General features: G+C 42.7%; 23 protein-coding genes, 1 pseudogene and 1 riboswitch. Of the genes and pseudogenes, 4 read left to right on the top strand and 20 right to left on the bottom strand.

The window, feature by feature from the left end; translation table 11 throughout:
* Nucleotides 1-40: 40 nt before the first annotated feature.
* The 4 genes from FZ954_RS01775 to FZ954_RS01760 are packed head-to-tail and all read right to left on the bottom strand — an operon-like array spanning nucleotide 41 to nucleotide 3,141.
* Nucleotides 41-631 (bottom strand): L-threonylcarbamoyladenylate synthase, encoded by a 591-nt coding sequence (locus FZ954_RS01775; RefSeq protein WP_148876531.1) that lies wholly within the window; start codon nucleotides 629-631, stop codon nucleotides 41-43.
* The gene (gene prmC / locus FZ954_RS01770; protein WP_148876529.1) at nucleotides 624-1,454 is read right to left on the bottom strand and encodes a peptide chain release factor N(5)-glutamine methyltransferase; all 831 of its coding nucleotides are present in this window, start codon (nucleotides 1,452-1,454) and stop codon (nucleotides 624-626) included. The genes FZ954_RS01775 and prmC overlap by 8 nt, the downstream gene beginning before the upstream one ends.
* Nucleotides 1,454-2,533: a peptide chain release factor 1 gene (gene prfA / locus FZ954_RS01765; RefSeq protein ID WP_016465888.1), complete on the bottom strand. Its 1,080-nt coding sequence runs from the start codon at nucleotides 2,531-2,533 to the stop codon at nucleotides 1,454-1,456. Before prfA ends, prmC begins: the two co-directional genes overlap by 1 nt.
* A 35-nt stretch (nucleotides 2,534-2,568) precedes the next feature.
* Nucleotides 2,569-3,141 (bottom strand): thymidine kinase, encoded by a 573-nt coding sequence (locus tag FZ954_RS01760; protein ID WP_062123192.1) that lies wholly within the window; start codon nucleotides 3,139-3,141, stop codon nucleotides 2,569-2,571.
* Between the two features lie 161 nt (nucleotides 3,142-3,302).
* Here FZ954_RS01760 and FZ954_RS01755 point away from each other — a divergent pair.
* Nucleotides 3,303-3,491 (top strand): annotated as a pseudogene (locus FZ954_RS01755) (4-oxalocrotonate tautomerase); the annotation flags it as partial.
* Nucleotides 3,492-3,544: 53 nt separating this feature from the next.
* Here FZ954_RS01755 and FZ954_RS01750 read toward each other — a convergent pair.
* The 12 genes from FZ954_RS01750 to nox all read right to left on the bottom strand — a co-directional run bounded on the left by FZ954_RS01750 (nucleotide 3,545) and on the right by nox (nucleotide 17,265).
* Nucleotides 3,545-4,885 (bottom strand): MATE family efflux transporter, encoded by a 1,341-nt coding sequence (locus tag FZ954_RS01750; protein ID WP_148876527.1) that lies wholly within the window; start codon nucleotides 4,883-4,885, stop codon nucleotides 3,545-3,547.
* A 238-nt stretch (nucleotides 4,886-5,123) separates the two neighbouring features.
* Nucleotides 5,124-6,389, bottom strand: a complete 1,266-nt coding sequence (locus FZ954_RS01740; RefSeq protein ID WP_048791807.1) for a nucleobase:cation symporter-2 family protein — start codon at nucleotides 6,387-6,389, stop codon at nucleotides 5,124-5,126.
* 1 nt (nucleotide 6,390) lies between these two features.
* Nucleotides 6,391-6,972 (bottom strand): xanthine phosphoribosyltransferase, encoded by a 582-nt coding sequence (locus tag FZ954_RS01735; RefSeq protein ID WP_148876525.1) that lies wholly within the window; start codon nucleotides 6,970-6,972, stop codon nucleotides 6,391-6,393.
* A 101-nt stretch (nucleotides 6,973-7,073) separates the two neighbouring features.
* Nucleotides 7,074-7,171: riboswitch (purine riboswitch) on the bottom strand.
* Nucleotides 7,166-8,149 (bottom strand): GMP reductase, encoded by a 984-nt coding sequence (gene guaC, locus FZ954_RS01730; RefSeq protein ID WP_148876523.1) that lies wholly within the window; start codon nucleotides 8,147-8,149, stop codon nucleotides 7,166-7,168. (Overlaps the previous riboswitch by 6 nt.)
* Before the next feature lie 169 nt (nucleotides 8,150-8,318).
* Complete coding sequence (locus tag FZ954_RS01725; protein ID WP_125388235.1) at nucleotides 8,319-8,504, bottom strand: twin-arginine translocase TatA/TatE family subunit; 186 nt, start codon at nucleotides 8,502-8,504, stop codon at nucleotides 8,319-8,321.
* Nucleotides 8,504-9,211: a twin-arginine translocase subunit TatC gene (gene tatC, locus FZ954_RS01720; RefSeq protein WP_148876520.1), complete on the bottom strand. Its 708-nt coding sequence runs from the start codon at nucleotides 9,209-9,211 to the stop codon at nucleotides 8,504-8,506. Before tatC ends, FZ954_RS01725 begins: the two co-directional genes overlap by 1 nt.
* A complete protein-coding gene (locus tag FZ954_RS01715; RefSeq protein ID WP_148876518.1) occupies nucleotides 9,204-10,901 on the bottom strand; it encodes an FTR1 family protein in 1,698 nt (565 codons plus the stop codon). The genes tatC and FZ954_RS01715 overlap by 8 nt, the downstream gene beginning before the upstream one ends.
* The gene (gene efeB, locus FZ954_RS01710; protein ID WP_148876515.1) at nucleotides 10,879-12,087 is read right to left on the bottom strand and encodes an iron uptake transporter deferrochelatase/peroxidase subunit; all 1,209 of its coding nucleotides are present in this window, start codon (nucleotides 12,085-12,087) and stop codon (nucleotides 10,879-10,881) included. The genes FZ954_RS01715 and efeB overlap by 23 nt, the downstream gene beginning before the upstream one ends.
* 4 nt (nucleotides 12,088-12,091) lie before the next feature.
* A complete protein-coding gene (efeO, locus tag FZ954_RS01705; protein ID WP_148876512.1) occupies nucleotides 12,092-12,964 on the bottom strand; it encodes an iron uptake system protein EfeO in 873 nt (290 codons plus the stop codon).
* 127 nt (nucleotides 12,965-13,091) lie between these two features.
* On the bottom strand, nucleotides 13,092-14,645 hold the full coding sequence (locus FZ954_RS01700; RefSeq protein ID WP_148877626.1) for a chloride channel protein: 1,554 nt from the start codon (nucleotides 14,643-14,645) through the stop codon (nucleotides 13,092-13,094).
* Nucleotides 14,646-14,829: 184 nt separating this feature from the next.
* Nucleotides 14,830-15,648 (bottom strand): PrsW family intramembrane metalloprotease, encoded by an 819-nt coding sequence (locus FZ954_RS01695; RefSeq protein ID WP_148876509.1) that lies wholly within the window; start codon nucleotides 15,646-15,648, stop codon nucleotides 14,830-14,832.
* 237 nt (nucleotides 15,649-15,885) lie between these two features.
* Complete coding sequence (gene nox / locus FZ954_RS01690; protein ID WP_148876506.1) at nucleotides 15,886-17,265, bottom strand: H2O-forming NADH oxidase; 1,380 nt, start codon at nucleotides 17,263-17,265, stop codon at nucleotides 15,886-15,888.
* A 229-nt stretch (nucleotides 17,266-17,494) separates the two neighbouring features.
* Between nox and FZ954_RS01685 the strand changes: the two genes are divergently transcribed.
* The 3 genes from FZ954_RS01685 to FZ954_RS01675 are packed head-to-tail and all read left to right on the top strand — an operon-like array spanning nucleotide 17,495 to nucleotide 20,307.
* The gene (locus FZ954_RS01685) at nucleotides 17,495-18,424 is read left to right on the top strand and encodes an FAD:protein FMN transferase (protein ID WP_316246105.1); all 930 of its coding nucleotides are present in this window, start codon (nucleotides 17,495-17,497) and stop codon (nucleotides 18,422-18,424) included.
* 19 nt (nucleotides 18,425-18,443) lie between these two features.
* The gene (locus FZ954_RS01680; RefSeq protein WP_005589803.1) at nucleotides 18,444-19,052 is read left to right on the top strand and encodes an NADPH-dependent FMN reductase; all 609 of its coding nucleotides are present in this window, start codon (nucleotides 18,444-18,446) and stop codon (nucleotides 19,050-19,052) included.
* Nucleotides 19,053-19,074: 22 nt separating this feature from the next.
* Entirely contained in the window at nucleotides 19,075-20,307 is a 1,233-nt protein-coding gene (locus FZ954_RS01675) for an NAD(P)H-dependent oxidoreductase (RefSeq protein WP_148876502.1), read from the top strand.
* 48 nt (nucleotides 20,308-20,355) lie between these two features.
* Here the strand turns inward: FZ954_RS01675 and sdbB are convergent, their stop codons facing one another.
* From sdbB to FZ954_RS01655, 4 genes are all read right to left on the bottom strand, one after another.
* Nucleotides 20,356-20,907, bottom strand: coding sequence for a thiol-disulfide oxidoreductase-associated lipoprotein SdbB (gene sdbB / locus FZ954_RS01670; protein WP_148876499.1), 552 nt, complete (start codon nucleotides 20,905-20,907; stop codon nucleotides 20,356-20,358).
* A 12-nt stretch (nucleotides 20,908-20,919) separates the two neighbouring features.
* Nucleotides 20,920-21,627: a thiol-disulfide oxidoreductase-associated membrane protein CcdA2 gene (ccdA2, locus tag FZ954_RS01665; RefSeq protein WP_148876497.1), complete on the bottom strand. Its 708-nt coding sequence runs from the start codon at nucleotides 21,625-21,627 to the stop codon at nucleotides 20,920-20,922.
* A gap of 186 nt (nucleotides 21,628-21,813) precedes the next feature.
* Nucleotides 21,814-23,517 (bottom strand): sensor histidine kinase, encoded by a 1,704-nt coding sequence (locus tag FZ954_RS01660; RefSeq protein ID WP_148876495.1) that lies wholly within the window; start codon nucleotides 23,515-23,517, stop codon nucleotides 21,814-21,816.
* A complete protein-coding gene (locus FZ954_RS01655; protein ID WP_148876492.1) occupies nucleotides 23,514-24,248 on the bottom strand; it encodes a response regulator in 735 nt (244 codons plus the stop codon). Before FZ954_RS01655 ends, FZ954_RS01660 begins: the two co-directional genes overlap by 4 nt.
* Between the last annotated feature and the right edge of the window lie 18 nt (nucleotides 24,249-24,266).

The following is a 24,266-nucleotide window of genomic DNA, read 5'->3' as shown; positions in this document are numbered from 1 at the left end:
CTCCTTTTTTTGAGAAAATAGGACGCTAGGATCCTAATAGTTAAAATGTTATATCATTTACTTGGGCGAGAATGTCCTCGCGGGTAATGGCTCCTTGGCGCAAAATACGTGCCTTTTCTCCAGACAAGTCCAAAATAGTTGAATCCTGACCTGTCAGAGCAGTATCATCTTCTACTCCCGAGACTTGCTCTTGGAAATCCAGTATAATCTGCTGGAAATCAGTGCCACTGGCTTTTCCAGAAAGATTGGCGGATGGACCAATCAAGGGTCCGTACTTGCGAATCAAGTCCAGCGTAACTGGATGCTTAGGAATCCGAAAGCCCACAGTTTCCATACCAGAGTTAATCCAAGATGGCACACGGTCATTGGCCTGGAGGATAATAGTCAGTGGCCCAGGTAGGAAGGCTTGATAGAGTTTTTTTAGATAACTGGGCTGGTTCTTAGAAAAACGGTAAACTTCTTCCAAGCTAGCCACATTGAGATTGAGAGCCTTGTCACGCGGTCTTCTTTTTAATTCATAGACTCGCTCAACTGCCTCTTCGTTCAAGGCTTGGGCAAAGAGGCCATAAACAGTTTCGGTGGGCAGGACAACTGCTCCGCCTGCTGCCAGAGTCTTTTCTATCTTATCCATTGTCCACTGCCACCATTCTATCTTTGCCAAATTGATCCTGCAAGACTCGGATTCGTTTTTGCGGGAAAGATTTTTTGAATAACTCCGCAACGCCATCCCCTTGCTTGTAGCCAATTTCCAGATAAATTTTTCCTTTTTCTGTGAGATAGTCTCCTGCCTGCTCCGCTATTTTCCGATAGACGGCATAGCCATCCTCCTCTGCGAAAAGGGCCATGTGAGGTTCTGAGGTCAGAACGTTAAGTCCAACTTCATCCTTATCCGCTTCTGAAATATAGGGCGGATTGGAAACGATGATGTCAAAGCTCCCAATGATTGCTTCAAAGCAATCGGATTGGACAAAAGTAGGATTGAGGCCGCAGGACTGAGCATTTTCCGCCGCCAAGGCAAGAGCATCGTTTGATAGATCAGAAGCAGTAATATGCCAGTCTGGGCGACTGCTTGCCAGTGCCAGAGCGATGGCCCCACTACCCGTTCCGATATCCAAGACAGACAGAGAACCTTCGAGATTTTCTGACAAAATCAGTTCCACCAGTTCCTCTGTCTCAGGCCTTGGAATCAGAACTCGCTCGTCCATCTTGAGAGTCAAGCCGTGAAAGTCACTGCTCCCAATGATATACTGGGCCGGCTTATGAGCAAGCAGTTGCTTTTGAATTGCTTTTAGCTGCTCACGTTCTTCCTGTCTAACTGCTGTCTGAAGCTTGAGAACAAAGTCGGTAAAAGAGAGGTCATTGAGTGCCCGATAAACGAAAGACAGGCTTTCCGCTTCTTCTCCCGCTACTACCAGTTCCTGCTCTAACTCAGCTAAATATTGAGCTAGGGTCATTATTTATTCAGCTCTTCTAGTTTTTGCGTTTGGTCATAGAGAACCAAGGCGTCGACGACTTCATCCAGTTTGCCAGCTAAAATCGTATCAAGCTTTTGCAAAGTCAAACCAATACGGTGGTCTGTGACACGGTTTTGTGGGAAGTTATAAGTACGAATCCGTTCTGAACGGTCACCAGTACCAATCGTTGACTTACGTTCAGCGTCTTGCTCATCCTGAGCAATCTGCGCAAAGTGGTCAGCCACACGCGCACGGATAATCTTCATGGCCTTTTCACGGTTCTTCTGTTGGGTCCGTTCTTCCTGCATTTCAACCTTGATATTGGTTGGCAAGTGAACAATACGAACGGCTGTCGCAACCTTGTTGACGTTCTGTCCACCAGCACCTGATGCGTGGTAGATGTCGACACGAAGGTCTTTTGGATCAATATCGTATTCTACTTCTTCGATTTCTGGCATGACCAGAACTGTGGCTGTTGAAGTATGAACACGACCTTGGCTTTCTGTCACAGGGACCCGTTGTACACGGTGGGCACCTGATTCATACTTAAGTTTAGAGTAAACGGATTGCCCTGAAACCATAGCCACTACTTCTTTGAAACCACCGACACCGTTCATTGAGGCTTCCATGACTTCAAAACGCCAGCCTTGGGCTTCCGCATACTTTTGGTACATTGTTAGCAAATCCCCAGCGAAGAGCGCTGCCTCGTCTCCACCAGCTGCTCCACGGATTTCAAGGATGATGTTCTTATCATCGTTTGGATCCTTTGGAAGGAGCAAGATTTTCAGTTTTTCTTCGTACTCTTCTTTTTCAGCCTTAGCATCTTTGAGCTCTTGCTTGGCCATTTCTTCCAAGTCTGCATCTCCGCCTGATTCTTTAATCATCTCTTCGGCATCAACGATGTTTTGAAGAACTTGTTTGTACTCACGGTAGGCTGTTACCGTATCACGAGTTGAAGCCTCTTCTTTTGAAAGCTCCATGAAACGCTTGGTGTCTGAGACCACATCTGGGTCACTCAGTAATTCTCCAAGCTCTTCATAGCGGTCTTCCACTGCCTGTAACTGGTCATAAATATTCATCTTTGTAATCTATCTCCTTGATTTTCTAATTGATTCTATTTAATGGGTGGATTGAAATAATGCTTGCGGCAAACAGAAATATAGGTCTCATGGCCACCGATTTTGATCTGTTCGCCATCATAGACGGGTTTCCCGTTATCCGTCCGCAAAACCATGGTTGCTTTTTTAGAGCAATATTGGCAAATGGTTTTGATTTCGTCAATCTTATCAGCCAAGAGCAAGAGGTGCTTGGAGCCTTCAAAGAGTTCATTACGAAAATCATTTTTCAGACCAAAAGCCATGACTGGAACATCCAGCTCATCCACTACTCTAGCCAAATCATAGACATGGTGACGTTTCAAAAACTGAGCCTCATCAATCAAAACGCAGTAAGGCTTTTCAGGCAGACTTTGAATATAGCCAAAAATATCCGTTTGATCCTCGATTGCCATAGCAGATCGCTTCATGCCGATACGGCTGGAAACAACGCCAAAGCCATCTCGTGTATCGACAGCCGAGGTCATGATTACCACGCTTTTGCCCTGCTCTTCGTAGTTGTGGGCCACTTTCAAAATTTCAATGGTCTTGCCCGAATTCATTGTGCCATATTTATAATATAACTGAGCCATTTTATTCTTACATTCTCTCTAAGTATTGTCTTTCTAGGACTTTCAGCACTGTCCATAAACTCTGCTGGAAAGACCGACCATACTTCCTATTATTTTACCATAATTCACTATTCTTTAAAACCTAATTTGTGATAAAATAAGATTAGCAAAAGAAAAGGAGAAATCATATGCCATTTGTCAGAATTGATTTATTTGAAGGCCGCAGCTTGGAACAAAAGAAAGCTTTGGCTAAGGAAGTCACCGAAGCCGTTGTCAGAAATACTGGCGCACCTCAGTCTGCTGTCCATGTCATCATCAACGACATGCCAGAAGGCACTTACTTCCCTCAAGGTGAAATGCGAACAAAATAAAATCAAAAAGGCTGAGATAATAACTCAGCCTTTTGATTTTATGATAAAAACGCTCAGCGTCGCTTCTTTTGGATATAATTCAATCGCAGTTGGTAGAGGATTGCACTCACGACCAAACTCGCAATCAGTCCAAGCCAATACCCATAAGGTCCCAAGTCCGTAGCCTGATCTAAAAACAAGCCCAGAGGCAAGGAAACGCCCCAGTAAGCCAGTAAACCCAAGTAAAATGGAGCTTTCGTATCCTTGTAGCCTCGCAAAATTCCTTGCAAAGGAGCGGCAATCGTATCAGCCAATTGGAAAAAGAGGCTAAAGGTCAGAAAGATTGAGGTCAGACGTATGAAATCTGGATCTGAGCCATAAAGGCTGGCAACCTTATCTCGGAAAATATAGAGAAAAATCAAGGTAAAGACCGCAAACCCAGATGCGACAATTCTACCCAAAATGCAATACTTTTTCACATCGTCAAGTCTTTCAGCTCCCAGCTCATAAGAGACGATAATGGCCATAGCTGTGGAAATACTCATAGGAAAAGCGTACATTAAGTTTGAAAAATTCATAGCAGCCTGATGGCTAGCAATAATCAAAGAAGAAAATTTTGACATCACTAGTCCGACGATTGAAAAGATGACAACTTCGGCAAAGACTGTCCCTCCTATTGGCAAGCCTAAGCGAAAACCTTCAGCCAAACCAGTTTTGCTCAAGGGACGAATTTTCCAGAGTTGGTACTGGCGGACTTTAGGATGTTTGATGACCAATAATAGTGATATGATTAATAAAACCCAATAAGCCAAAGAAGTGCCTAGTCCCGCACCAGCTCCGCCCATTTCGGGAAAGCCAAAAGCTCCATAAATCAACACATAATTAAAGCTAGCATTCAAAGGTAGGAGCAAAAGCATCAAATACATAGAAAGCCGAGTTAACCCCAAAGCATCCAAGAGAGAGCGAATAACGCTAAAGAGCAAGAAGGGAATAATACCGATGGACAAGTACCAAAGATAATGCTGGGCCACATCTTTTACTAAAGGGTCTAAGCCTAGACGCTGCAAAACCAAAGGGGCACCTAAAAATACCAGCGCAAATAAAATCAGCGATAGAGCCAAAGAAAGATAGATGAACTGATAAAAATCAGAGGCTATTTTTTCATCTTTCCCCTGTCCTAAATGATGACCGATGATCGGAACCAAAGCAGACACAATCCCTGTTAGAAAAGAGAAAAATGAACCCCACAGACTGGTCGCCATAGAGACACCTGCCAGATGCAAGGTATCGTATTGGCCCGTCATGGTCGTGTCAACAAAGGAAGCCGAGAAATTTGCCAGCTGGTAAATCAAGATGGGAAGAAAAATTGAGACAAACAAGCTTAGGCGTTGTTTCAAATGATAAGTCTGATACATGTTGAAGTCCTTTTTTTAATCTTCTTTAACTATACTACAAGCCAGCTCAATAGTCAAAAGAGGCTGGGACAAAAGTCCTAGCCTCTCAATTGTCTTTGGATTGTCGAGCAAGACGCAGTGGTTGAGTGGGCTCTACTACGCTGATTTCATCAGCTTTTACAGCCCTACTCAACTGTGCGGAGGTGGGACGACGAAATCGAATTTTAACGAATTACCTATTTCTGTCCCACTCTCTTTCTTATTTATTTTTGCGATTTAGGATAGCGTTTAGAACAATGGCAATCAGACTGGCCATGACAATTCCGTTTGAGAAGAACATCTGAAGGCTGGTCGGTAGGCTGTTGAAAAGGCTGCTACCATTGAGTCCGACACCTGCTGAGATAGAAATTGCTGCAATGAGGAAATTATGTTCACTGTGCTCAAAGTCAACACGCGCTAAGATTTGCATCCCCTGAACAGACACAAAACCAAACATGACCAGCATGGCACCACCAAGAACTGGACTTGGGATAATTTGTGCCAAGGCTCCGAATTTTGGCAAAAGGCCGAGGAGAATCAGGAAACCAGCCGCATAGTAAATCGGCAACCGCGTTTTGATACCGGATAATTTGACCAAGCCAACATTCTGAGAAAACCCTGTGTAAGGGAAAGTATTGAAGACACCACCCAGCAGGACCGCAAGTCCTTCTGCTCGATAACCATTTCGTAAGCGGGTGCTGTCAATTTTATCTTTGGTAATGTCAGAAAGCGCTAAGTATACACCTGTTGACTCCACTAGAGAAACCGTTGCAATGATACACATCATTACGATAGAAGAAAATTCAAACTTTGGTGCTCCGAAATAGAAAGGGGTTGGCACATGGACCAGCGGAGCCTGTGCGACGGGCGTTAAATCTACCAAGCCCATGGCTCCAGCAATGCCCGTACCGACAATCAACCCAATCAAAATAGAGATGGATTTGATAAAACCTTTGGTAAAAATGTTAATCAAAAGGATAATCAGCACCGTCACAGCTGCTAGAATCAGACTTTGGGCGGTCGGCTTGTCTACATTATTTCCCATATTGCCAATGGCAACTGGAATCAAGGTCAACCCAATGGTCGTAATGACCGAGCCAGTCACAACTGATGGAAATAGATTAGCGATTTTTGAGAAAATCCCAGCGATCAGAACCACATAAATCCCTGATGCAATCAAGGCACCAAACATAGCGCCACTACCGTGACTCTGCCCAATGATAATCAAGGGAGCAACGGACTGGAAGGCCACGCCCAGCACGACTGGCAGACCGATACCAAAATATTTATTTAATTGAAGCTGCAAAAGAGTTGCAACACCACACATAAAAATATCAGTCGAAATCAGATAAGTCAGCTGCTCGGCCGAGTATCCTAAAGCCCCAGCAATCATAATTGGAACCAGAATGGATCCGGAATACATAGCCAACAAATGCTGCAAACCTAAAATGGCTGCCTGTGAATGTTTTTCTTCATTAAAGTTCATCTTATAGATCTGCCTCTCTAAATACAACTTTCCCATTTTCAAATCGGTCAATTCGAGCCAGCGAAAGAACTGTTTGTCCTTGAGCCTCTAGCAAGCTTCGACCATCTTGGAAGGATTTCTCAATCACGATTCCAACGGCTGCCACCTCAGCGCCTGCTTCTTCAATGATTTTAATCAAGCCCTTGGCTGCCTGACCATTTGCCAAGAAATCATCAACGACCAAAACCTTATCACTTGACTCCAAAAACTTGCCAGCGATGGAGACAGTCGAAGTGACCTGCTTGGTAAAGGAATATACTTCCGCCGTTAAAATTCCTTCAGTCATGGTGATGTTCTTAGACTTTTTAGCAAAAATCATTGGAACACCCAAGGCTTCCGCCGTATAGACAGCCGGTACAATCCCTGAAGCCTCAATCGTCACAACTTTTGTAATGCCTGCATTCCTGAAATGCTCGGCAAATACTTGTCCGATTTCTTTCATAAGCGAAAAATCAACCTGATGAGTCAGGAAAGAGTCAACTTTGAGAATATTTTCTCCTAAAACGTTGCCGTCTTGCAGAATTCTCTCTTCTAATTTTTTCATGTATCTCCTCTTAACATATCTTTCTTCAACGATTAAAGGACCTGCCACGATAAGCAAGTCCTTTCTTTCCATGACAAATAGCCTGACACTAAAAGTACCAGAAAGTCATTAGACTCACTTATTGTTAGATGTTTGGCATCTTGTAGAGACCTTGCCCCAATCATTAGCAAGATAAATAAGTTATTCTATTTCATTAATGAGCATCGCCATTCCAGATGGAGTTTTTGACGATGACATAGTCCACACGGGTCAGGCTATGCAAGTCACGACCACCAGCATAAGAAATGGAACTCTGCAAATCCTGCTCCATTTCAGTTAATGTGTCTTGCAAGTGGCCCTTAGCCGGCAGCAAAATCTTCTTGCCTTCGACATTTTTATAAGCACCTTTTTGATACTCGGATGCAGAACCATAGTATTCTTTAAACTTATCACCATCTACCTCGATGGTTTCACCTGGGCTTTCAATGTGACCAGCAAAGAGCGAACCAACCATGACCATGCTGGCCCCAAAGCGGATCGATTTGGCAATATCACCATGCGTCCGAATCCCTCCGTCCGCAATAATAGGCTTACGGGCAACCTTTGAACACCAACGAAGAGCAGATAACTGCCAGCCGCCTGTACCAAATCCAGTCTTGACTTTGGTAATGCAGACTTTTCCTGGGCCAATGCCGACTTTAGTTGCATCTGCGCCAGCATTTTCCAGCTCCCGCACAGCTTCTGGAGTTCCAACATTTCCAGCAATGACAAAGGTCTCTGGCAATTCTTTCTTGATGTGTTGAATCATTTGAATCACGCTGTCTGAGTGCCCGTGTGCAATATCAATGGTAATGTATTCAGGCGCATCATCTTTGAGGCTGCTAACGAAGTCATACTCATAGTCTTTCACACCGACGGAGATCGATGCAATCAGGCCTTGCTCATGCATTCGTTTGACGAATGGTTTGCGACCTTCCTCGTCAAAACGGTGCATAATGTAAAAATAGCCTCCTCGAGCAAGCTCTTCAGCGACAGATTCGTCAATAATCGTCTGCATATTGGACGGAACGACTGGCATCCGAAACGTATGTTTACCAAATTTCACACTGGTGTCAGCCTCTGAGCGACTTTTCACAATACATTTCGCTGGAATTAGTTGAATATCTTCATAGTCAAAAACCTGAAAATCATTGAGCATGGAAAACTCCTTATCAATACTTAAAAATGACCTACCTATGCTCTTCAGCATCGCTACATCTATCCAGACGTTTCCAAAAAAAGTATATCACAAAGTACAGGTTTTGTAAAATATTTCAAGTATATTATTGATAACGTTCGGAAATTAAGAAAACACGGTCGCCCGTGTTTTAATCTTTCTTATCTTTTTCTGAGTCGGAGTCTTCTGCTCCTCCATCAACTGCCTTTTTAAACTCTGAAAACATTTTTCCAATAGACTGCCCTAGCTCTGGCAGACGTTTTGGTCCAAAAATCAGTAAGGCACCTAGGACGATAACGATAAGCCCTGGTAGTCCGATGTCTTTTAAAATTCCCATTACGATGTTCTCCTTTTCTCAATCATTTTACTCAATAAGATACTGACTTCATACAGCAAAATCAGTGGCACTGTCATTGACAAGTCACTGATGAAATCAGCCGGCGTCAAGATTACTGCTAATACCAATAAAACGAAATAAGCATAGCGTCTATATTTTATCAAAAATTGCGGTTTGAGCAAACCGATTGATGTCAGAAAGGCCACAATGACAGGCAATTCAAACAAGCAAGCAATCGGAATGGTCGTGTGAAACAGAAAGGACAGATAGTTCTGCGCTGTCATCTGGACGGCAAACAAACCATCTCCTAAAGAGAGCAAAACTTGTAAAATAGCAGGGCTGACAAAGTAAAAACCAAAGGCCAAGCCCAAGACAAAGCCGAAAAATGTGGCTGGTATGTAAGCAAAAATCGCCTTGGCCTCACTATTTCTAAGAGCAGGGCGGATAAATTCCCAAATCTGATAGACCATAAAAGGCAGGGTTAGTGAGAAAGCCACAAGACTAGCCAAGCTAATATAAATCCAAAGGATGTCGTCTGGTCCCAATACAATCAGCTTCTGCTCAAAAGAAGCGGTCAGCCATTTGTAAATATCCGCTGCAAAAAGCAGACTGAGCAGAAAAATCAAACCGAACCAGATTAAGACAGCTATGAAACGCCATCTAAATTCCGCCAAGTGCTCAACAACTGTCTGTTCCTTACTAGGCATCTGCTCGCTCCTTTTGTCGATTTTTAAAGGTCACATAAAGAACAACGACAAGAAAGATGGCTTGACTGAGTACTACTTCTAAGCTCGGATAAATTCCCAGCCAATCAATGGTTGGAAGATGAGACAGCAAGTGACTAGGAAAAATAGCTGTTAATTGCAGGGCATGAATGCTGACACCTAACATTTTAAAGGCCAAGGCATAAATCAGCCAAGTCAGACCAAAGAAAATCCGATGAGGCCGAATGAGACTGCTGGCCTTGGTCATTAGAATTGCGAGCAAAACTAAAACCAAGATAGCAAGTCCCAGTCCTAAAAAGAAATCTAGAGCAGTAATGCGCGGTAAAATTCCTGCGTAGAACAAGATGGTTTCTGCTCCTTCACGGAAGACAGCGAGAAAGCTCAGGGCAAACATGGAAATAAAGCTACCACTGGCTGTCACTGCCTGCATCTGACTTTCCATGAAGTCATTCCATTTCTTGACAGAGGACTTACTGTGAAGCCAAATGCCGACCAAAATCATCATAACAACCGCAAAAATCCCTACTGCTCCCTCAATGATTTCACGATTGGAGCCAGAGGCGACGGCTGGAAAAATAGTTTGCAGCAAAATAGCAATGGCTGCACTGGCTAGTACGCCCAAGCCAGCACCAGTATAGACCCATTTGAGGCCTTTTTTCATCTTGGAGGCTTTGAGCGTCGTAACAAGTGCCATCACAATCAAAAGAACCTCAACGCCCTCGCGCAACAAAATCAGCATGGCATCAAAGAAAGTATAAGACCCGCTGGTGTCAATCTGTTCTAATTCACTGATTAAGGACGCGAGCTGGTCTTGATAGTCCTTATCCTTGCCCTTCACCATGATGACAGGCGACTGGCTTTCTACTTTGGTATAGAGGGAGGGATTTTTAGTGCTGACATCTCCTTCAACGCTTGGCCAAATCGTGATAAATTTCTTCATCACAGCCTTGCCCTGCTTCTCGTCTCCTTTTTGGAAAGCAAGCAGAGCTTTTTTTAGCAGGCCAATACCATCTGCCAGTGTAAGATTTTCACTGCTAGCAGACGCTTCCTCTCCCTTGACAAAGCTATCAATCGCTGCCGTCAGGTCATCATAGGAAGTTTGAATAGCTTCAAAATCCGTTGGCTCTGTCTCGATGGCACTCCGTAAAAATGAAATGGCCGTCTCCACCTTGCCATAATGAGCCGTGCTATGATCCCGCACCACTCCTTCATTGGCGGTCCAAGTCGAATTCATTTTTTTATAGGCTTCACGAATCTTTTCAAGATCCTTGCTCTTAATCGCTGTCTGAAGAGCTTGAAATTTTGATTCTAATTTATTGACCAGCTTGTTTTTTTCCGCCTCAAGATCAACAGGATTCTGCTCCTTTTCAAAAGCCAAAAGAGCAGCTGAAACCTTGGTCAGCTTATCCTCTGTCACATCGCCTGAGATAGTCAATGCCTTGCTGACTTCTTTCCCTGCAGCTGAGTCATGGTTGCTTAAAGCCGCAAATTCAGTCTGGATTTCTTTCAGCAACTCTTTGGCACTGGCTTGGTCGCCCTTTTGAACGGCGGTACTGGCATCCGTAATCTTGATAAAGAGACTACTATAAGAATCCTCAGCCGATACAGGCTGAGCTAGGAGTACGAGCGCCAAAAGTAAAAACAGGATCTTATTCAAATAATTTCTGACCAAGATATTCTCCTTCTTTGACACCGCCGAAGCAAGCAAACAAGCCACTGCCCACATGGGTGATATATTCATTCATCTTATCCTGTGCTCCAAGATTGGTCTGCACTTTGATAAAACTGTCGGGATCCTTTTGGAAAGAGATAAAAAGGAGACCTGTATCAAATTGACCGGTTGTTTCGTCAATACCATCCGAATAAGAATAGGAACGACGATAGAGAGGCTTGTCGACTTCTTTGGCCAGCCGTACATGTGCATCAACTGGAAGCAAGTCCAAGTCTACCTCGTCAAATTCATTCTTCTTGCCAAAGGGCGCTCCGCTCTCCTTATAACGGCCAAAGGTATTTTCTTGCTCTTGCAAATTGGTCCGATCCCAAGTCTCAAGAAACATTTGGATCCGACGGACAGCCATGTAGGAGCCACCCTTCATCCAGTCCTTGCTATCACACCAAACCACCTTATCAAAGTCTTTTTCCTTGGTGACATTGGCCGTGCCGTCTTTAAAACCAAATAGATTGCGGGGAGTAGACATACGATCGCCTATAGCAGCAAAGCCAGCTTGGCTCCATTTCATAGTAACAGCATTTCGCGCTTTACGAACTAGATTACGAACGGCATGAAAAGTCACCTGCTCATCATCCGCACAAGCTTGAATGACAATATCCCCACCAGTATATTTCTCTTTTAGTTGTTCCTTAGGGAAAGGAGGCAGATCGCGAAATTCCTTGGGCTTTTTATTCTCCAAGCCCATTTTTTTCAGGAAAGAGGCGGAGGCGCCAAAGGTCAAGGTCAGTCGGTAAGGGTTGAGTCCGACCGTTTCTCCAGTATCCGTAGGTGGCAAGAGGGCATTAGAACCATCTTTTTTGACTAGCTCCCCATTGACCAACTTTTCACTGTAAGCGGTCCAGTCCTTGAACATCTGGATAATGGTCTCTTTATCCGTCGTATGCAAGTCCAGAATGACAAAATAGATATTCTTTTGCATGGCTGTTGTGATGCCAGCTTGATGCTCACCGTAAAAACTGATTTCTTCATCACCGTCAGCCAATTTTTTGTCTTCCTTCGCTTGATTAGCGAAAAAAGCAGATGCACTGGAGACACCAAGTGCTAAGCCTGCGCCTCCAATCCCTGCTTTTTTAAGAAATTCCCGACGATCCATTTTTTTATTAAACCATTTTTCGTCCTTGGTCATCTTCTTACTTCCCATCTAGGATGATACCCATTTGCGAGAGAGGCTCGCCTAGTTTTGTGACAGCTTCTCCTAACTCTTTAGTATCTTCCTTGCTCAATTCGGTATAAAGTTTATAATTCTTAGAATCCGTCATGTGCTTGTCTAACAAACTATTAACATTCTTGAACTCAGTTTCTATACTTTTTACCAGTTTTTCATCTTTCTTCTCAATCAAAGGTTTAAAGAGTTCGAAAATCTTTTCTGCCCCTTGAATATTGGCACGGAAATCATACAAATCCGTATGTGAAAAGATTTCTTCTTCACCGGTAATCTTGCTGGTCGCCACTTCGTTAAGGAGATCGACTGCACCAGTCAGCATAATGTCTGGTGTAACCTCAACAGTCGCGATTTTAGCCTTTAATTCTTTGATGTCATTGACCAACTGGTCTGCATATTTCTCTGTAGCAGTCGTTGTATTACTTTCCCACAGAATTTTTTCAATCCGGTGGAAGCCTGACCAGCCTTCTTCGGTCTTATTTTCATCCACATAGTCAGCTAAGCGGAAGTCAATTTTCACATCAGACTCTCCGAAGCTTTCGGCAATCGGCTCTGAACGCTCGTAACTCATGCGAATTAGTGGATACATTTTCTTGGCTTCATCAAGCTTGCCTTCTTTGAGCGTATCTCTGAATTTCTCCGTATCCGTCAATAATTGGTCGATTTCTTTCTGTACAAAAGCCTTATACTCTGTTGTTGCCTTATCCAAAGCTTTCTGGTCAGAGGCCGATAGACTTGTTTTAGCTTCCGAACTGCTGGCACTTGTATTCGATTTTTGATTAGCAGCACAGCCAGTCAGTAAAATAGCTGTTGACAATAAGACAATTCCAAGTTTTTTCATCTTGACTCCTTTATTTTCCCTAAAAGGGGCGAATTCATATAAATTATAACAATTTATTTCTCATATTTCAATAAATTGTCAGATAATTATAATAAAACTATTTTTTCTGAGTCAAGAAACAAGTATTTTAAAGCAAGATATCTTTAATTTTACCAATTTCTGACTTCTTAACGACAACATAAATCGTATCTCCTAGGTAGAGACGACTGGCTCCGTTGACCGTCTGAGTCTTACCCTTATGGATATTCATGGTGATCAAAACGCCATGCGGTAGCTCCAATTCATGCACCTGCCGACCCGCAATCTTTTCTGAAACAGGAATTTCAATCAGGGTTGTCTCACCGTCATCTTCAATCCGATGAGGCAGCATTTTTTCAAGCATAGCTTCATAAACAGGCGCTCCCTTTAGCAGATCCATGGCAATATAGGCCATCAGAGTGACCAAGCCCAGTGGCATAAGGTTACGAATATCTCCCACCATCTCCGTCACGAGAATCATAGCCGTTAGTGGAGCCTTAGAAATAGCGCCAAAATACCCACTCATTCCCAAAATGATAAAGATTGGAAATTGTTCCTGCGTAATGAACCCAGCTTCTACACAAAGGACTCCAATTGCTGCGCCCAATAGAGATCCCAAGGCTAGAATCGGCAGAAAAATACCGCCTGGTAGACCACTACCATAACTGATCATACTCCATGCAAAACGAAGCAAGAAAAAGATAAGCAGGGTTCCGACTGTATAATGAGCACTCGTCAGAGACAGAATCAGCTGATTCCCACCGCCCAGCAAATGAGGCAGAAAATAGCCAATCGGAACGATTAAAACAAAGGAAAAAATTGGATAATAATTTTTCGGTAGCCTAAAAATTTTTCCCAGAGCTTCATAAACCAGATGAATATTGAGGACCGCTTTTTCATAGAGAAAACCAGCCAATCCTAAAAACAGGCCCATTAAGATATAGATCCAGTACTGATTCAGACCCATGAAAGGAATATTATCCGGCATATCCAAAACGGGGGTCAGGCCAAATATAGACAGGGAAATGAAATTTGCCACCAAACTTGCGGCCAAGGTTGAAACCCAAAAGAAGCGGGAGAAATGATGGTACACTTCCTCAACGACAAAAAGCAAACCTGCAATTGGCGCATTAAAAGCCGCAGCCAAGCCCGCAGCTGCACCACTAGCAATCAAGGTCCGCTCCTCTACCGGACTCAAGTTCAGCCACTTAGATATGCCTTTCCCGCTCATCGCTCCTAGCTGAATACTCGGTCCCTCGCGTCCCAGCATCAAGCCACTGGAAATCGCTAAAATACCAACTAAGAATTTTTTCCAGAGGATGCTCCACCAAGAAAGTGACATCAAGCCTTTCAACTCGGCCTCAACCTGTGGAATCCCTGAACCCTTTATATCCTTTTCTGTAGCTACCAATCTAGCATTGATAAAGACAATAAAAGCATAGAAGAAAAGCAAGGCTACTAGCCAAAACCACTCACTTCTACCCCTCACATAGGCCGCCTGAATCAAGTGGAAACTTTTCTCAATCAAAAAACGAAATGCCCCCACTACTAGTCCAGCAAAAATACCTACCAGAATCCCCCTAGATACTTGGGAAATAATAGAGCTGGATATAAAATTAAATTCTTTTTTCGTATCAGAAATTTGTTCTTTTTGTTTGATCATCATTTCTCTCCCAAAGACCTTATAGCAACATTTTAGCACAAAATATGGGCCAGAAACAAGGCGATAGCCATGAACATTTTACTTTTGAATGTAAAACTTTTAATATCAACTCCCTCAGAGTTAAAAGAATGCCAAAAATGCAGTTTGGACATCAAAAAAAACGACCCTGAAGGTCGTTTCGCTTTTAGATTGATAAATCTTCTTGATCAATCTTGTGTGCTGTTCGATAAGCTTGGTAGAAAATGAAGACAGCCACAGCAGTCATGACGGGAACGATAACTGGGATATCCGTTTCAATAGAAGTCAATGGAGAGTTCCAGAAGAAGTGGAGAACAAAAGCTGATAAGAAGTAAAATAGACCAGCTTTAAAATAGATTTTTTGAGTCTTAGCAAATCGGAACATCAGAGCTAATCCGATAGTGGTCAAAGCAGTGTAGAGCCAGTGAGAAGCTACCCCGCCTGTGATACGGCCTAAAATACCAGAGATCGTGAAGGAAAATCCTTCAGGTAGGTCGGAAAGGATATAAGAAAAGTCCTCACTAATCTGAAAACCTATGCCAGCTGTAATTCCCAATAGTAAAAAACCTTTAAGTTTTTTGACTGGCACTAGATAGACAGCGAAAGCAACTGCCAAAAGCTTAAGCGGCTCTTCAACCAGCGGAGCTGCGAGGGCATTCTCTAGATAACTAATCACTGTATTTGGAAAGCTCGTGCTAACCCACTCGTGGATATAAGTATTAGCTAATCCAGACGTCCAACCAGAAATGAATAACCCACCTAGCAGAGCAATCCCAAGGCTAAATGCTGGCGTCTGCCATTTTTTACCCAAACTGCGAATCAAAAGCAGAGCTGGGATGATATAAAGTAGTGCCAAGAGGGCTGACAGTCCGACAATTCCATAACCAGAACCTGACATACTGCCAGTGGTATAAGCTTGTGTCTCGTATTCCAAGCCAATCGCGCTCAGAAGGAGAAAAGTAAAAAGAACAATATTTTTCTTCATATAGCAACTTTCTAAAATTTTATTTTCATCTTAGTATAACAAAAAAATCTAAAATAGAAGTAATTTTAAGACTCATTAGAATGATTATTAATTATTGTACTAGTTGGCAAACCTATAATATGCTTGTCTTGTTTTCATTCTCGTCTTTTCAGCGATACTTCTCGTTCTATATTGTCTTGACAATTGGACTTGATAAAGCGAGCAACAAAAAAAGTCCCTCATCGGGACTTTCATTGATTATTTTTCAGCTGTTAGTGCAGCCATAGTGATGTAATTGTATGGTTTATTGAAGTGTGGCAGGAAGAATAGGTCTGTCAAAGCCAACTTGTCAATTGTTACATGCTCTTGGATAGCAAGTGAGAACATGTGGATTCCCATGCTGATTGCAGAATCACGAGACACCATTTGTGCACCAAGGATTTCACGACTGTCTTTATCAAATACAATCTTGATGGCAACTTCGTGGTTGTCATGCTTCATAAATTCTGGTTTTTGAAGATCGTTAAAGCCTGTTTCAGTTGCGTTGTAACCAGCAGCTTTAGCCTTTTCAAGAGTCAAACCAGTTGAAACCATGTGAAGACCGTAGATTGAGATACCGTTTGATCCTTGTACACCGATTCCTTCCAGTTCATGTCCACAAGCATTGTAAGCACCAACGATACCGGTACGAACAGCGTTTGAAGCAAGTGCGATGTAGCTAGTGTCTTTACGAGCGTTGTCATAAACAGTCGCACAGTCACCTACTGCGTAAACGCCTGGGATTGATGTTTCTTGTTTCTTGTCTACAAGGAAGGCACCGTTGCGGAAGAGTTCAATCTTACCATCAGCTAGAGCTGTGTTTGGACGGAAACCAACAGCAAGAACAACCATATCCACATCAAATGTTTCTTTGTCTGTTACCAAGCGTTCAACTTTGCCATCACCTTGGATTGCTTTAACTGTTTGACCAAGAGCTAAGCGGATGTTATGGTCTTCCAAGTTCTTCGCCATCATTTGAGTGAAGTCTTTATCGTAGTAGCCGTTCAACACAGTGTCTACGATGTCAACAAGGACAACTTCTTTTCCAAGACGTTCAAAGGCTTCAGCAAGCTCAACACCGATGTAACCACCACCAACAACAGCGATACGCTCAAGGTGTTTGCTCTTGTCAGCAAGTTTGTTGATAACTTCTTCAGCATTTTGGTACAATTTAACGAATTGGACGTTTTCAAGAGTCGCTTTAAATTCGCGGTTCCCCTTAACGATTTCAACGCCTTCAATTGGAGGCAAGATTGGAGTTGAACCAGTTGCAAAGATCAGTTTATCGTAAGACTCTTTGTGTTCTCGACCTTCAACTTCTGCAGTCACAACTTTATTGTCATAGTCGATTGAAAGAACAGGTGAGTTCATGTAAACCTTAGCACCCTTAGCTTCCAATTTTTCTTTATCAGAATAGAAGAGACCTTCTGGGCCATCGATCTGCTCACCGATCCAAAGTGCCATTCCACAACCAAGGAATGAAATATTTGAGTTTTGGTCAAATACAACAATTTCATTTTCATGACCAAAGTTGTCCAACATCGTATTAATACAAGCTGTACCAGCGTGGTTAGCACCAACTACAATGATTTTACTCATAGAATAATCCACCTTTAAATTTAATTTACCAAACTAGTATACCATGTATCTGTTAGCGTTTACAAGATATATGCTCAGAATTTTTTTAAATTTGGCAAATAACTTTTATTTTAGACAAAAAATTTCAATCTTTCTGAAAATATTATATATTTACAATTGTGAAAACGGTATCTTTCTGTTATACTAATAGAGAAGATTAAGAAATTTAATAGGGAAGGTTGTGATAAAAGTGGATCTTATTTCTAGATCCATCCATTTAATGGGATCGACTATCACTATTTCGATTCTCCATGAAAAGGCCGACAGTCTTTTAGACCAGGTATTTTCTCTCCTAAGATTGTATGAAAAGCGCTTTAGTGCAAATGATGACAGCTCTGAGCTCATGCAAATCAATCACGCTGCAGGTAAACATCCTGTTTGTGTCCATCCTGATTTGTTTGAGTTGATTGAGTTGGGAAAAAAACATAGTCTCGCTCCGGACAGTCATCTCAATATTACCTTGGGACCCTTGATTCAAACTTGGCGAATTGGCTTTGCAGATGCAAAAGTTCCCAGTCCAGAAGAAATCAAGCAAGCGCTGTCACTCACTGACCCTGAGTGTATCGAGTTAGATGCCATTGCCTCCAGTGTTTTTCTGACAATGGAAGGCATGAAAATCGACTTAGGCGCCCTTGCCAAAGGTTATATTGCGGATAAAATCGCTGCGTTCCTACGGGGACAAGGTGTCACCTCCGCCCTCATCAATCTTGGTGGAAATATCTTAACCATCGGTCTAAATGAAAAGAATAATCGTTGCTGGCGGATTGGCATTCAAAATCCAATCTTGCCACGTGGAAACAACCTAGCTCTTCTGTCCGTTCAGAATCAGTCTGTCGTGACTTCAGGGATATATGAAAGAAAACTGCAGGTAGATGGCAGGGTTTATCATCATATTTTTGACCGTACCACAGGCTACCCAATCGACAATCAACTAGCTAGTCTCACGATTGTTTCATCAAAGTCCGTCGATGGTGAAATATGGACGACCCGTTTATTCGGGGAAAGCCCTACTTCCATCTTAGAGAAAGTCGAACAAGAAAATGGAATCGAAGCCTTCGTTATTACAGAAAATCATCAAATTTTTTATTCATCTGGTCTCAGCCCAGAAATCTTATCCTAAATCCAGAAAGGAACCTACTATGTTAAAATTTATCGGTCTAGTTGGTACAAACTCAAAGAAATCAACCAACCGCCAACTTCTTCAGTACATGCAAAAGCATTTCGCTGATAAAGCAGAAATCGAGTTGATTGAAATTAAAGATATTCCTATTTTCAACAAACCATCTGATATGCAAGTTCCAGAGATTGTTAAAGAAATCGCTGCGAAAATCGAAGCTGCTGATGGTGTTATCATCGGAACGCCTGAATATGACCACTCTATTCCTGCTGTTCTTATGAGTGCCTTGGCTTGGTTGTCTTACGGTATCTATCCACTACTTGGTAAACCTGTGATGATTACAGGAGCCTCTTATGGAACTCTGGGGTCATCTCGTGCCCAGCTACAACTCCGTCAAATTTTGGATTCGCCAGAACTCAAGGCTTCTGTTATGCCAGGTTCTGAATTCCTACTTTCTCACTCACTTCAAGCCTTTGATAAAAATGGTGACTTGATTGACCTCGAAACCATTCAAAAATTAGACGCTCTTTTTGATGACTTCCGTTTATTTGTTAAAATTACAGAAAAGTTATCAAGTGCCCAAGCACTTCTTCATCAAGAAGCTGAAAACTTTGACTGGGAAAAATTGTAAGAACTAGAAGGGAAAGAATCACATGAAATTTGTTGGACTTGTCGGCTCAAATGCAGACCAATCATACAACCGTAAATTACTAGAATTCATCAGAAAACAATTTAAACTGAAATTTGAATTAGAAGTTTTGGAAATTGATGAAGTTCCACTCTTTAATCAAGATGAAAAATGGGACGAATCCTTCCAGCTGCGCCTTTTGTACAACCGTATCACACGCGCTGACGGTGTCATCATTGCCACTCCTGAGCACAACCACACCATTACAGCAGCTCTCAAGAGCGTCCTTGAATGGCTCTCTTATGAAGTTCACCCATTTGAAAGCAAGCCTGTCATGATTGTGGGAGCTTCCTACTACGACCAAGGAACGTCTCGTGCCCAAGTGCATTTGCGTAAAATCTTGGATGCTCCAGGTGTCAATGCTTATACGTTACCAGGAAATGAATTCCTTCTTGGTAAAGCGAAAGAAGCCTTTGATAATGAAGGCAACATCACAAACGAAGGAACTGTTAAATTCCTTGAATCTTGCTTAGATAACTTTGTTAAATATGTTGAGGTAGTCTCAAAATTGAAAAAACCTAAACCAATTGCTCCTGAAGACTTAGATGTCACGAACCCAATCGCAACAACCATCACAGAAGTTGACCCTGACGATCCAGAATGGGTAGAAAAAGCTGCAAAAGCTGTTGGTGCTGTTTCTGGCGATACCTATGTCAAGCTTGACCATGGTATCCTGACTGTTAACCAAATCGACATGTTCTTAAAGGCTATGCCGTTTGAATTGACTTACGCAGATAATAACAACCAGTTCCTTTACTATAACAACGCTCATCAAGATCCGGACACTATGTTTGCCAAACGTGTACCATCCCAATCTGGTGGCCGTCTCTCAACTCTACACAACTCTCTTCCTGCTGCTCGCATGAAGAACGTGGAATGGGTAGTTGGTGTTCTTCGTAATGGTGATCAAGAGTACGTTCGTACGATCGTTCCTGGTTCACCAGCAGGTGTCATCAATACCCACAACTACCAAGCAATGTACTATCCTGACGGATCCTACGCTGGTATCAACGAAATCGTCTTCAACTTCCAACCTTGGCTAGATTGGTATCTAAAAACAACTGGTCAACGCTTGGTTGGAGGAAGCGGTCCTTTTGCTCCTGCAGCTGCAGCAGCCGATGCCACTTCTGGTGCTTCAGATACCGGCGGTGGTCACGGCGGTGGAGATGCCGATGCAACATCTGGCGCTAGTGCTTAATCAGAACAAAATGAAAAGAATGGATTTTTATATCCATTCTTTTTTATTTTATTTCATCTCCTTGAAGGCCTTTTCTGCTTCTTCGTTGCTGATTGCTCCAAATTGAATCTTCCCAATTTTTCCTTGACTATCAATGAGGATTTCTGTTGGAATACTGCGAACCTGATAGGCTTGGAAGATTGCACCAGACGTGTCAAATAGAACGGGCACATCCTTATATCCTTGTTCTTGATACCATTTTGGGAAGTCCTCAACAGACTTCTCTCCTTGGAGACCCGGTGCTACAATAGACAATATTTCAAAATCACGGTCTTTTTTACCAGCTAACTCAACCAATTCTGGCATGCTTCGCTTACAAGGTCCGCACCAAGAAGCCCAGAACTTCAGATAGACTTTTTTTCCACGGTAATCAGAAAGCTTGACAGTTTTTCCATCCATTGACTGAAGAGTGAAGTCCGGTGCCTCCTGGCCAACTGCAACCAGCGATTGGACACTTGTACTGGACTGGCTTTGACTATCCATCCCCTTTTCGTCAGATGAACAAGCTGATAGTGTCAGAAAAGCTATCGAAGCAACAACTAGCGAAAGAATTTTTTTCATCCTTTTCTCCTTTTATCCAAAAATTCCTGATAAAGCATTTAACTGCCCGAGCATGAGAAGGATTCCCATAAAAATGATTAAGGCTCCTCCAATTTTTTTCATTAGCCCCATATAGGGTTTGATTTTCGAAAAATACCGCATAACGAAGCTAGAAGCTAGAGCTAAGATGAGAAATGGTAAGGCCATTCCCAAAGTATAAACCAGTGTCAAAAGCGCTCCTTGGATAGCTCCATTTCCTCCAGAGGCAGCTAGAGCCAGAACCGAACTAAGGACAGGTCCAATGCAAGGTGTCCAACCAAAACTGAAACTAATACCAAGCAAAAAGGCTGACAGAAAATCATTCCGACGACTGTTCTTCTTAAATTCCACATTTTTCTGAAATTGTAACTGCCTGATATTAATCAGCTCCATCTGGTGAATTCCGAGCAGAATGATGATGATCCCCATCAGATAACGGAATTTCTCATCGTAAATCACTCTGCCTAGGAATCCTGCACCGAAGCCTAGTAGAAAGAAAACTAAGGAAATTCCAGCAATGAAGCACAAGGTCTTGATTAGACCAGTCCAAGCAATCTTTCTGTCCAAAAACCTGACTTCTCTAGGCTCTTCTTCATCCAGCAATATCCCTATGTAGACTGGCAGCAAAGGAAAGATGCAGGGCGAGAAAAACGAGAGAATTCCAGCCAAAAAGACCGAAACAAAAAATAAACCAGACTCCATCCCAACCTCCTTTAAGATGTGTTTTCAATATTATTATAACAAACGATTTAAATTTTTCCACATTTTGCTACACTATCCTCATTTTTGTATTATTTATCGGTGAAGCCGTCTGTAAAAGGCCTATTTCGTTCCTAAACAGCAAAAAAGCCGGAAAGTTTCCGGCTTGAATATTGAATGATAGCGAACTTAAGCATCTGTTACTAGCGGCAAATAAAGGCTAATCTGGGTAAATGTATCTGGTTCGGACTGGATTTCCATATGGTAGTCGTCTCCGAACTGCAATCTTAAGCGTTGATCGACATTTTTCAGACCGACACCACCTAAGCGAAGGAGAGTCTGATCCTCTGAATTTTGGAGATCAAAACCGCGGCCGTTATCATAGATAGACAGTATCAGTTGCCCCTCTTCTGCTTTCGACGTCACCCGAATCATGCCTTGTCGGTCGATTTCCTTAATGCCATGATAGATGGCATTTTCAACCAAAGGCTGAAGTACCAGCTTGGGCAATTTATAATCAGCTAGAGATTCATCCTCTTCAATCTCATATTGGAGCTTGTCGCCATAGCGCTGCTTCTGGATAAAAAGATACTGACGAACGTGATCGATCTCGTCTTTGAGGGCAATCTGTTCGTGTCCTTGATTAAGCGCCAAACGGAAATACTGAGCGAGTGATTTTGTTACCTCAACAACACGCTTGCTGTCATTAAACTCGGCCATCCAGACAATCGTATCTAAGGTATTATAAAGGAAATGGGGATTGATTTGAGCTGAGAGAGCTCGGAGCTCATAGCGGCGGACATTTTGTTCTTCTGTCTTGACAGCTTCCATCAGCTGTTCGATTTGATCCAGCATTTTATTGAACTGCTGAGCCAAGTCAACCAACTCTGGAGAACCTTTTTCTTCTGCCCGTAAATTTGAATCACCTGCCCCAATTTTCAGAATGACTGCTTGTAGATTCTGGAGAGGCTTAATCCACAAACGCAGGACAAACCAAATACCAGTCAAGCACAGCAGGAGTGCTAAAATGCCCATTCCCACAAAAGAATAAAGCATCTGTGACTGAAGCATCTGTAATTGCTCTAATGAGGCAACGCCAATTAGAGTCCAGTCACTATCTGGAATGTCAATCTGATAGACAAATGCCTGCTTCTGGTCTGCATAACCATCCTTGACCGAGATATAGGACTGCATAGCTTTCATTTCCTGACTGGATGAATAAACACTCTTCTTGGGATGATAGACAAATTCATGCTGGCTATTAACAATAAAACTAAAGCCCTTCTTCCCTAGCTGAAGCCGATCCAAATAGGCTTTGAGACTATTGTAGCCGATATCCAGACGCAAAACACCGAGATTCTGTCCTGCTTCATCCACTACTTCCTGAGTGACGGAAACAACCCACTTCTCCTTCTCAGATGACAGAGACTCCTTGCGAGCAGGAGTCAAGACAGGCATGGCTTTGGTATGAACAGCTTCCTGGTACCATTTTTCATTCATCATATCAGAAGATGTCTGCATGCTGATTTGAGAATCTGTCGAGACCACGCGCCCGTCCTTGGTAACCAATACTGCCGACACCAAATCTGGATCAGTCTCAATGATGGTTTTCATCAAAGTCTGAACTGACTTTTCGCTGCTTTCTTGATTCTGAGCAAACTTCCGAATCGTTTCTTCCTTGCTCAGTGTAGAGGTGGTTTGTTTTAATTTTTGCAAATAGGAAGCAATAAACTGCCCGCTTTGCTCCATGCTATTGCGCGTCGTCCGCTCTGTCAGCTGCCGAATAGTCTGCGAGCTAGTCTGATAGTAAAGACTTCCAACAACCCCAAAGAGTAAAAGAACCAGAAGAAAGATATAAACAATCAACTGGATAAGAAGCGGATAGCGTTTCATTTCTCCTCTCCTTTTTTAAACTGCCGAGGCGTCAGCCCGACCACCTGCTTGAAGCGCTGAGAAAAATAGTTCATATCGTCAAAACCTACCTGCTCTGCTATTTCATAAATCTTCAAATCTGTAGTCAGGAGTAAGAGTTTTGCTTTTTTCATCCGCTCTTGAATCAGATAATCTTGAAAGGGCAAGCCTAGTTCTTTTTTGATAAGAACACTTAGGTAGGACGGACTAAACCCCAATTGGAAAGCCAAACTTTTAAGGCTTAATTCTGAATCAGCTAGACGATTGTGAATAGCCTCTTCCAACTCAGAGCGCTGTCCCTGATCGACCAAGTTTTGAATCTGGGCTTTTTTACGTTCCTTATCAAGCTTGGTCTGCACCTTGGCCAACATTTCCTCAACATCATCCTTGGAAAATGGCTTGAGAAGATAGTCATCTGCACCTAGCTTAATGGCCGTCCGAGCATAGTCAAAATCATCATAGCCCGTCAGAAAAACGATATGGCACTTAGGAGCCTGCTCTCTAACTAGCTTGGCCAGTTCGAGACCGTTCATCTGTGGCATATTGATATCGGTCAGCAGGATATCAGCAGGATTTTCCTGAAATTTCTGCCAAGCTTCTATTCCATTTTCAGCCTGGGCAATAACTTGCATGCCAAACTGTTCATAGTCTACCAAGGACGCAATTCCCTGTCTTACCAGATACTCATCCTCTACAATCATAATTGAATACACAAGATTCAACTCCTTATT

The organism is Streptococcus sp. Marseille-P7375 (assembly GCF_902460365.1).
GTDB classification, from domain to species: Bacteria; Bacillota; Bacilli; order Lactobacillales; family Streptococcaceae; genus Streptococcus; species Streptococcus cristatus_I.
This window is presented reverse-complemented; position numbering and strand designations above follow the sequence as displayed.

Bases quoted from the DNA above. Each gene is read 5' to 3' on its own strand.
- FZ954_RS01775 (WP_148876531.1), bottom strand. From the start codon at position 631: ATGGATAAGATAGAAAAGACTCTGGCAGCAGGCGGAGCAGTTGTCCTG.
- prmC (WP_148876529.1), bottom strand. From the start codon at position 1,454: ATGACCCTAGCTCAATATTTAGCTGAGTTAGAGCAGGAACTGGTAGTA.
- prfA (WP_016465888.1), bottom strand. From the start codon at position 2,533: ATGAATATTTATGACCAGTTACAGGCAGTGGAAGACCGCTATGAAGAG.
- FZ954_RS01760 (WP_062123192.1), bottom strand. From the start codon at position 3,141: ATGGCTCAGTTATATTATAAATATGGCACAATGAATTCGGGCAAGACC.
- FZ954_RS01750 (WP_148876527.1), bottom strand. From the start codon at position 4,885: ATGTATCAGACTTATCATTTGAAACAACGCCTAAGCTTGTTTGTCTCA.
- FZ954_RS01740 (WP_048791807.1), bottom strand. From the start codon at position 6,389: ATGAACTTTAATGAAGAAAAACATTCACAGGCAGCCATTTTAGGTTTG.
- FZ954_RS01735 (WP_148876525.1), bottom strand. From the start codon at position 6,972: ATGAAAAAATTAGAAGAGAGAATTCTGCAAGACGGCAACGTTTTAGGA.
- guaC (WP_148876523.1), bottom strand. From the start codon at position 8,149: ATGCTCAATGATTTTCAGGTTTTTGACTATGAAGATATTCAACTAATT.
- FZ954_RS01725 (WP_125388235.1), bottom strand. From the start codon at position 8,504: ATGGGAATTTTAAAAGACATCGGACTACCAGGGCTTATCGTTATCGTC.
- tatC (WP_148876520.1), bottom strand. From the start codon at position 9,211: ATGCCTAGTAAGGAACAGACAGTTGTTGAGCACTTGGCGGAATTTAGA.
- efeB (WP_148876515.1), bottom strand. From the start codon at position 12,087: ATGACCAAGGACGAAAAATGGTTTAATAAAAAAATGGATCGTCGGGAA.
- efeO (WP_148876512.1), bottom strand. From the start codon at position 12,964: ATGAAAAAACTTGGAATTGTCTTATTGTCAACAGCTATTTTACTGACT.
- FZ954_RS01700 (WP_148877626.1), bottom strand. From the start codon at position 14,645: ATGATCAAACAAAAAGAACAAATTTCTGATACGAAAAAAGAATTTAAT.
- FZ954_RS01695 (WP_148876509.1), bottom strand. From the start codon at position 15,648: ATGAAGAAAAATATTGTTCTTTTTACTTTTCTCCTTCTGAGCGCGATT.
- nox (WP_148876506.1), bottom strand. From the start codon at position 17,265: ATGAGTAAAATCATTGTAGTTGGTGCTAACCACGCTGGTACAGCTTGT.
- FZ954_RS01680 (WP_005589803.1), top strand. From the start codon at position 18,444: ATGTTAAAATTTATCGGTCTAGTTGGTACAAACTCAAAGAAATCAACC.
- FZ954_RS01675 (WP_148876502.1), top strand. From the start codon at position 19,075: ATGAAATTTGTTGGACTTGTCGGCTCAAATGCAGACCAATCATACAAC.
- sdbB (WP_148876499.1), bottom strand. From the start codon at position 20,907: ATGAAAAAAATTCTTTCGCTAGTTGTTGCTTCGATAGCTTTTCTGACA.
- ccdA2 (WP_148876497.1), bottom strand. From the start codon at position 21,627: ATGGAGTCTGGTTTATTTTTTGTTTCGGTCTTTTTGGCTGGAATTCTC.
- FZ954_RS01660 (WP_148876495.1), bottom strand. From the start codon at position 23,517: ATGAAACGCTATCCGCTTCTTATCCAGTTGATTGTTTATATCTTTCTT.